The 7,672-nt window shown below is 32.1% G+C and carries 6 protein-coding genes and 1 pseudogene; 1 reads left to right on the top strand and 6 read right to left on the bottom strand.

Going from position 1 to position 7,672, the window contains the following annotated elements:
• Positions 1-216: 216 nt before the first annotated feature.
• From HMPREF2782_RS02755 to HMPREF2782_RS02735, 5 genes are read right to left on the bottom strand one after another with little or no spacing between them, the layout of a single operon-like run.
• Positions 217-450, bottom strand: a complete 234-nt coding sequence (locus HMPREF2782_RS02755; RefSeq protein WP_002416388.1) for a hypothetical protein — start codon at positions 448-450, stop codon at positions 217-219.
• A 12-nt stretch (positions 451-462) separates the two neighbouring features.
• A complete protein-coding gene (gene feoB, locus HMPREF2782_RS02750) occupies positions 463-2,484 on the bottom strand; it encodes a ferrous iron transport protein B (protein ID WP_070640703.1) in 2,022 nt (673 codons plus the stop codon).
• Between the two features lie 3 nt (positions 2,485-2,487).
• Positions 2,488-2,712: a FeoA family protein gene (locus HMPREF2782_RS02745; RefSeq protein ID WP_002416391.1), complete on the bottom strand. Its 225-nt coding sequence runs from the start codon at positions 2,710-2,712 to the stop codon at positions 2,488-2,490.
• Positions 2,699-4,447 carry an ABC transporter ATP-binding protein gene (locus HMPREF2782_RS02740; RefSeq protein ID WP_070640701.1) on the bottom strand — a complete coding sequence of 583 codons (1,749 nt, stop codon included), beginning with the start codon at positions 4,445-4,447 and terminating at the stop codon, positions 2,699-2,701. The genes HMPREF2782_RS02745 and HMPREF2782_RS02740 overlap by 14 nt, the downstream gene beginning before the upstream one ends.
• The gene (locus HMPREF2782_RS02735) at positions 4,440-6,206 is read right to left on the bottom strand and encodes an ABC transporter ATP-binding protein (RefSeq protein ID WP_034545152.1); all 1,767 of its coding nucleotides are present in this window, start codon (positions 6,204-6,206) and stop codon (positions 4,440-4,442) included. Before HMPREF2782_RS02735 ends, HMPREF2782_RS02740 begins: the two co-directional genes overlap by 8 nt.
• 216 nt (positions 6,207-6,422) lie before the next feature.
• On the opposite strand from HMPREF2782_RS02735, the gene HMPREF2782_RS02730 reads away from it, so the two are divergent.
• Positions 6,423-7,394 carry a helix-turn-helix transcriptional regulator gene (locus HMPREF2782_RS02730; RefSeq protein ID WP_070640698.1) on the top strand — a complete coding sequence of 324 codons (972 nt, stop codon included), beginning with the start codon at positions 6,423-6,425 and terminating at the stop codon, positions 7,392-7,394.
• A gap of 48 nt (positions 7,395-7,442) precedes the next feature.
• On the opposite strand, the pseudogene HMPREF2782_RS02725 reads toward HMPREF2782_RS02730, so the two are convergent.
• Positions 7,443-7,672 (bottom strand): annotated as a pseudogene (locus tag HMPREF2782_RS02725) (recombinase TnpX); the annotation flags it as partial.

The following is a 7,672-nucleotide window of genomic DNA, read 5'->3' as shown; positions in this document are numbered from 1 at the left end:
ACGTAAAAAGTCCTCTCGGCTTAAAAACTAATATTTTATATGATTTTCTATTTTGTTGTTTCTGGTAAAGTGTTATTGCTACGTGTAAGCAATTCCAAGCATAAAAAATGATAAATATATCTTATGTGAATAACAAAATTTAGTGTTTTCATTATTTATCCCTCCATTGCTTAGCTACATTTTAACCTCCATTCTTTGATTCTGTACTTAACCAAACTACTCTTTTACAATCCAAATATCATCTTGATTAACAACACAATTCGAGCATCCCGAACATTGACTTTGGCATTTACTTGTTGCAGACCTTTTAGTTTTTACCAAATATCCATTATTTTCGAGATATTCAATTTTCATTTTTACACTATCTAAATCCTCACCTGTCAGTTCAGCAAGTTCTTGCAAAGTGCAAGTCTTTTTCTTTTTCAATACTTCTAATAGTTGTATAAGCATACTTATCACACCTTAAAAAATCAGTTGTCCAATATGATATGCAACACAAGATATAATTAGAGCCGATAATATATAATACAGTGCTATTTTTATCGTCCATTTTTTTGAATGTGTTTCTTGTGCGGTAGCTGCAAGAGCCATCAAACAAGGCATATTGAAGAAAAAGGCAAAAGTAAATGCTAAGGCTTCCGGCTTTGAAATCATTGTCAACATATTATTGCTTAGAATAGCGGTATCTACTGTCCCTTTAACCTCAACTGCATGCCATATTCCTGAAGAAGTAAATAATGATGCCATTACTCCTAATGCCGATTCTTTTCCCATTGCAGAAGCAACAAAAGCCATAAATAATTGCCATGGTAACCCAAACAATTTTGTTACAGGCTCTATAAATGTTCCTACTTTATAAATAAGGCTGTTAGCTATATTTCCATCAGGCGTATAGGCAAGAATCCAAAATATAACAGAAATAAGGATAATGATACTCAATGCCCTTTTCAGTACATTTCCCATCCTATTCATTACAGAAGAAAGTAAATTTTTCCAATGTGGCTTGTGATATGGTGGAAGTTCCATAATCATTCCAAAATGTTCACTTCCCTCATAAAGCGATTTTCTGAAAATCCTATATGTGATTAGTAAATGTAGAAAAGCAACTGCAAATAGGCTTAATATCACAAATACTGCCTGTTTTCCGAAGAATGTTCCTGTAACAAGCCCGACTACTCCCCATGTCGACCCGCAAGGGACTACCCAAGATAATGCAATCGTCATAACCCTCTGTCCCCATGAATCAATTACTCTCGTTCCTGTGATTCCACCTATATTACAGCCGAAACTTAACAAGAACGGCATAATTGCTTTTCCTTGCAATCCTAATTTCGACATAGTGTTGTCAAAGACATAGGAAACTCTTGCCATATATCCTACATCTTCCAAGAATCCAAATACTAAGCTAATTCCCAATACATAACTTGCCATTTGCAATGCAAAAGTAATTGCAGTCATTACGGCTCCACACAAAAGTGAAATCAGCCAATTTGATACTCCAATGGCGACAAGCCCCTTTGCCAACAATGTTGATATTTTAGGTATAACAAACCCAAATAACCCCATTAGCGGAAATCCGATGAGCATAGAAGCAACTAATCCTAAAATGATAACTCCGATAGCCATAGGTTTTCCGAAAGCTTTACTTGTGGCTATACGATCAAATTTGCTTCTCTTAAATACTCTCTTTTTCTGAATAACATTTTCATTGATAAGTTTATCTATCCATTCAAATTTACAATTACCGGTTATTAAATTGCCATTTTTTATGCTTTTTAATACGTTCTCTATTTCTTCAAATTCGACTTTTTCAACATTATCTTTTACTAACGCAATTACTTTTGCATCCTGATCTAATAATTTTCCGATAATCCACGACTTTGAAAATACACCTATACCTTTATCAGGGATATGTTTTTTTAATAGTTTATAGTTATCTCCAACAATATTTTCATATGCCCTTTCTAAATTTTCGTCAGATAAAATTTTTCCTCTATCTGAATGCTCCAGAAAAGCATAAAACTCTTTGTATTCCTTTTTATCTGCCGCAACGATAGGAATGACAGGTATATTCAAGGATTTTTGTAACCCCTTTATATTTATATTTTTCCCTTGACTTGTAGCAACATCCATCATGTTCATGATTAAGACAACAGGAATATTTATTCCAATGTAGTCAGAGAGCATAAATAGACTTCGATTTAATTGTGAAGCATCTGCCATAATAGCAATTAGGTCTGCGTTCCCGGTTTCTATATATTCTCTTGTTATAACTTCTTCCTCTGAATTTGCTGATAATCCGTAAGTTCCTGGTAAATCCACAATCGTATAATTGGTATCTTTATACGAAAATTCGCCTTCTTTTTTCTCAACGGTTTTACCCGGCCAATTTCCAACATGTTGATTTGAGCCTGTCAACCCATTAAACAAAGTCGATTTTCCAGAATTAGGCTGCCCCAGCAAAGCAATCGTTATTTTCTTCATATCTCAAAGTACCTCCATCATTATTTTCTCTGCCTCTATCTTATTGACAGCTATCATCGTATCTCTACAATAAATGAGAATAGGTTGCTTTTTATAATTCTGGATAACTTCAACATCGCTTCCGACAGTTATTCCGATAGATATTATTCTGCTTTGAAAATGTGTATCACCAATAATTTCAACAACTTTACCTTTTGTCTTTTCTTTCAAAGTACTAAGCCTCTCCATAACTATTCTCCTTTATTATCCACTTTTTCGCTCTTTCCTGTGTATTTACCATTTCATAGTAATGTCCTTTTTTTCCATAGAGTTCATTATGATTTCCTTGTTCTTCAATTCTTCCGTTATTTATCAAAATAATTTGATTAGCGTTTTTAATGGTATTCAATCTGTGGGCAATAACAAAAACTGTCTTTCCTTGCATTAAATGCTCCAAAGCATTATTGATTTTAGCTTCATTATCAGGATCAAGAGAAGCTGTAGATTCATCCAACAAAAGAATTGGTGCATCCTTCAGAATCGCTCTTGCAATAGCAATCCTTTGTCGTTCACCGCCGGATAATGTACTTCCTCCATCTTTTATTTCCGTTTCATATCCATCCTTCATTTTCAAAATAAATTCATGGCAACAAGCTAATTTTGCAGCTTGATAAACTTCTTCCTTTGTTGCATTAGGTTTTCCAACCCTGATATTGTTATAAACAGTATCGGTTAACAGTACATTATCTTGAAAAACCTGACTAACATATTTAAGCAACACATCAGGTTTTATGGATTTTATATTTTTTCCACCAATTATAATTTCTCCACTATTTACATCCCAAAATCTTGCAATCAAATTAGCGATTGTAGTTTTTCCTCCACCGGAAGGACCAATTAAAGCTGTAGAAGTTCCTTCTTTTGCTTCAAACGAAATATTGTTCAGAATCGTTTTATTTCTATCATAAGAAAAATTTACATTCTTAAATTGAATATCAAAATTTTCTAATTCAACTTCATTTTCAGAATAAGGCAATGGCTTCGTTTCATAAGCTTTCTCAAGATTACTTGCAGCTAATTTCAAATCTTTCAATAGTCCATAGGAATGTTGAAAGGCAATAAGAAGTGCAGATAATGCTAAACTCATAAGCATAAAAGCTACAAACTGTTCAGTTTTAACACTACCATCTATAAGCAAATATCCTCCTATAAGAAGAACTATCGGAAGCAAAAAGTTAACTGTGATAAAGTACATACTTGTAGGTAACGCCATTTTCTTTTCTGCGTTTACGCTTGTCTTTCTAACATTTTCAAGTGTATTTATCATTCTTTCAAAATGTTCACTTGTCATATTAGCTGACTTAAACGCTTTCATACCTTGAATGTACTCTAAAATAATAGAAATCATCTTAGAATTTAAATTTCTTTTTCTTGCCCCGTATTTTTCTATCAATTTGTTGCCCCATATCAACATAGGATATGCGATAAGCAATACTAAACACTCTAATAATGCGAGCTTCCAATCGATAAAAAATGTGCCTAATAAAATCAATATTGCTGTAACTGCCGTTTTAATAACCGATGGTAAAGTGTGCGTTATGATCAGTTCAAAACTACTCAAATCCTTTGTAAGAGTTGATAATAGATAACCACTACTATTTTTTTGGAAATGACCAAGGCTCAAACTCCTATAATGATTTGCTAAATCCAAACGCATATCTCCACACATTTCAGCTCCTCTTGAAAAGCTCAAATAGTATGCATGCCTATAAATCAGTATCCTTGCAATCATACTGATGAAACATATTACCGTATATTCTATGATTAAGGTTTTAGTTAATGTATTTTGCAATATATTAACAACGGTAAAATAGAGCATTAAATACAAAACAATGCTTCCTATCGAATCAATAACCATTAGAAAAATCGGTAAATACAATTTTTCTTTTTTATCTTTCAGAAGTGTTCTAATAATCTTAAGCATTTGCACTTACCCCCTCTCCAAAGTAATCTTTTGTGTATGTGTTCCACATACTTTCATAGACCCCTTTTCTTTCTAAAAGAGTTTTATGTGTTCCGACCTCTACGACTTCCCCTTCATCAAATACAACAATTTGATCTGCATTCTTAATAGTATGCAAACGATGAGCAATCATAATGATTGTTTTATTTTTCAACAAGTTTTGAAGTGCTAACTGTATCTGGTACTCATTTTCTATATCTGAATAGGAAGTTGCTTCATCAAAAATAATAATTGGAGAATCTTTGAGTATTGCCCTAGCGATTGAGATTCTTTGTTGCTGTCCACCTGACAATTTCACCCCTTGATCCCCGATTCTTGTCTGATATCCATTCGGTAAACTCATAATAAAGTCATGAATTTGTGCTGCTTTTGCAGCCTCAATAATCTTATTTTCATCTGCATCTGTTCCCATACGAATATTCTCATAGAGAGTGTCCTCCAAAAGAAATACATCTTGAAAAACAAATGATGTAATGTCCATCAAATTATCTATTTTTAATTCATTGATCGGTATGTCGTTAATTTTAATTGCTCCACTTGTTACATCCCAGTACCTCCCAATCAATTGTGCAGCAGTTGTCTTGCCTGCACCGGAAGGTCCCACAAAAGCATTTATTGTATTCGGTTTTAAGGATAAATTTATATGTTGTAATGCTTTATTTTTTGTTTCTTCATCGTCATAACTGAAAGTAACGTCTTTAAAATCTATTTTCATACACTCATTCTTGTTTATGATTTTTGTTCCGTCTTTCAATTCATCCATATCCATTATTTTTTTTATGTTATCCAATCCGCTTCCAAGCTCCATAGATTGCATAAAGATTGTTACCATATTTAAGAACGAAACAAAAAAGCACATTGTAAGCATAATAAATAGCAAATAGGATGTTGCTGATAAAGAATTTCTCAAAAAGAAATATCCTCCGAACGGCAATGTAAATAAGATTGCTGAATCCAAAACCACTAAAGTTATTGATAAAGGATAGCAAGAGCTCATACACATCTTTTTCCAACAAGTAATATACGCATTCAATGAGCTTCTATATTGTTCAAATTTTTCTGCTGTTAAATGATACATTTTTATTACAGGCATAGCCTTTATAAATTCGTTTGCCGAAGCATTTAAATCAGCAATATCTTCGGATAGCTCCGTTGACATATCCGGATAATTTTTCATTAGCATCATAGGAATTCCTAATCCCAAAATCATAGGAATAAGCATAACAAGTGCCATCATCCAATTTAATTTCAACATGAAAATGAACATAATAACCGGAACAACTGCTGCCTGAGCTAATTCCAAAGTGCTATGAGCCAAAAAATTTTCAACTCTATCTACATCATCAAACAACAATGTTTTAATTTCTCCGGGGGCATGCTCTTGGAAGAATCCCAAATTAAATTTTGAAATATGATTTACAACTTTCAGCTTAATTCTGTGTATTGTGTTAAAAGCTGCTGTATGAGATAAAATGCCCGCAAAGGACATTAGTATTGCTTGCAAAACAGCACTTATAATTCCTATACCTGCCCACATTAAAATTTCTGTATACAAAATATTTTTCTGAAATATCATTAGTAATATCTTGTAAACTACAAAATAAGGAACTAATGATAAAGTCGCAGAAATGACAGATAAAAACATTCCTAAATGTAGCTTTTTTCTCTCATCTTTTGCTAATTGAAACACATAAGATATTCCTGTCTTCTTTTTTTCCATTAGTTATTCCATCTCCTTTCATAATTGTTAGCCGTATCTAACTAACTACATTCATTATAAAGCTAATTTTTTATAACTCAAAATCTAACTATGAATTTTGATATTCCTTGTAATCCCTTTATTTATAAGCTTTTTATCAGTATTTCTATTTACATTTTTATAAATTTGTGATATAATAAAATAAATTTGTGATATTAAAAGAGGTGAGTAGAATTGATGGATAGAACAGTTATTGATTATTTAACAAACTTAGTACATGACGCTCCTTTTATTCCTGTTCCAACTTTATCAACTGAAAACAAACAAATCTTTAAAATAGATCCCCATTTTGGCAAAGGTACTTTTCGCATACTAAAATTTGACAGCCGTTTAATTCTAATTTTAATTGCTAACTTTACTCCAAATGAAACAATGGAGAAAATAACCGAAGTATCTGAAAAGTATTTAGAGATTAGCCAATTTGAAACAGAAAGCAGTTTATTTAAAGTCGGTGGCAGAAAGTTAAATAATGTAGAAAAAGGTATATATTGTTACTTAAATACAGAAAAGAAAACTTATACCTATTGTGAGGCAAATAAGCCTGTAAAGTTTACGAAAATAATCCTAACCAAAGAATACTTTGATACTTTCTTAAAATTAAAATATGATGATTTTGAATATGAAAAAGCAAAGATTCTTAATTCTTATTTGTTAAAAACTCAAAATTCTCCGCAGTTGAATTTTATATTTCAACAGATAAGAGAATCCCAAGCTGAAGGAAAGATTTTGCCTTTATATTTGGAAAGCAAAGTTATGGAACTATTATCTATCATAATTACAGAGTTAGAAGAAAAGGAAAAAAATATATCCGTTGTCTTAACTAAAAAAGATAAGCAAAATCTGAAAAGGGCTGTATCAGCTATGAAAAAAGATTTATCGGTTCATATTGACGGACTTGAACTCTCTAAAATTGCTTTAATGAGTCCTGCACGATTTCAATTAGCTTTTCGCAAATACTACGGTGTTCCTCCCTACGAGTACTTAAAAGAACTAAGGCTTAATAAGGCATTATTATTGCTGAAAAATCCTGAGTATAAAATATCTACGATAGCAGAAAAAGTTGGCTATACACACACAGGACATTTTGCTAAAATATTCAAATCAACTTATGGTATCACACCAAGTAAATATAGAAGTATGCTTAACTAAAGAAATTTATCCCAATATTATAAAACATAAATTTAGAGCGTGTAATTTTTACACGCTCTCTTTAAATGATTCCTTGTTTTTATAATCCTTCATCAGTATACCTGCCCTTTTCAAAACCTTTAACTTCTCCTGTTTTTTCTGTTCTCTCCTTTCCTTATACCTTTCCTCATACTCCTGTTGTTTTCCATTTGCTTTACGCTTTAGATAATTTTGATGAAGTCTGTCTCTTCTCTCATTAATTTTTCGTTCTTCTTCCTCAAGTTTTGATCGTTCTTCTT

This window comes from Anaerococcus sp. HMSC068A02, assembly GCF_001811125.1.
GTDB classification, from domain to species: Bacteria; Bacillota; Clostridia; order Tissierellales; family Peptoniphilaceae; genus Anaerococcus; species Anaerococcus vaginalis_C.
The sequence above is the reverse complement of the archived record's forward strand: the minus strand, read 5'-3'. Positions and strand labels throughout refer to the sequence as shown.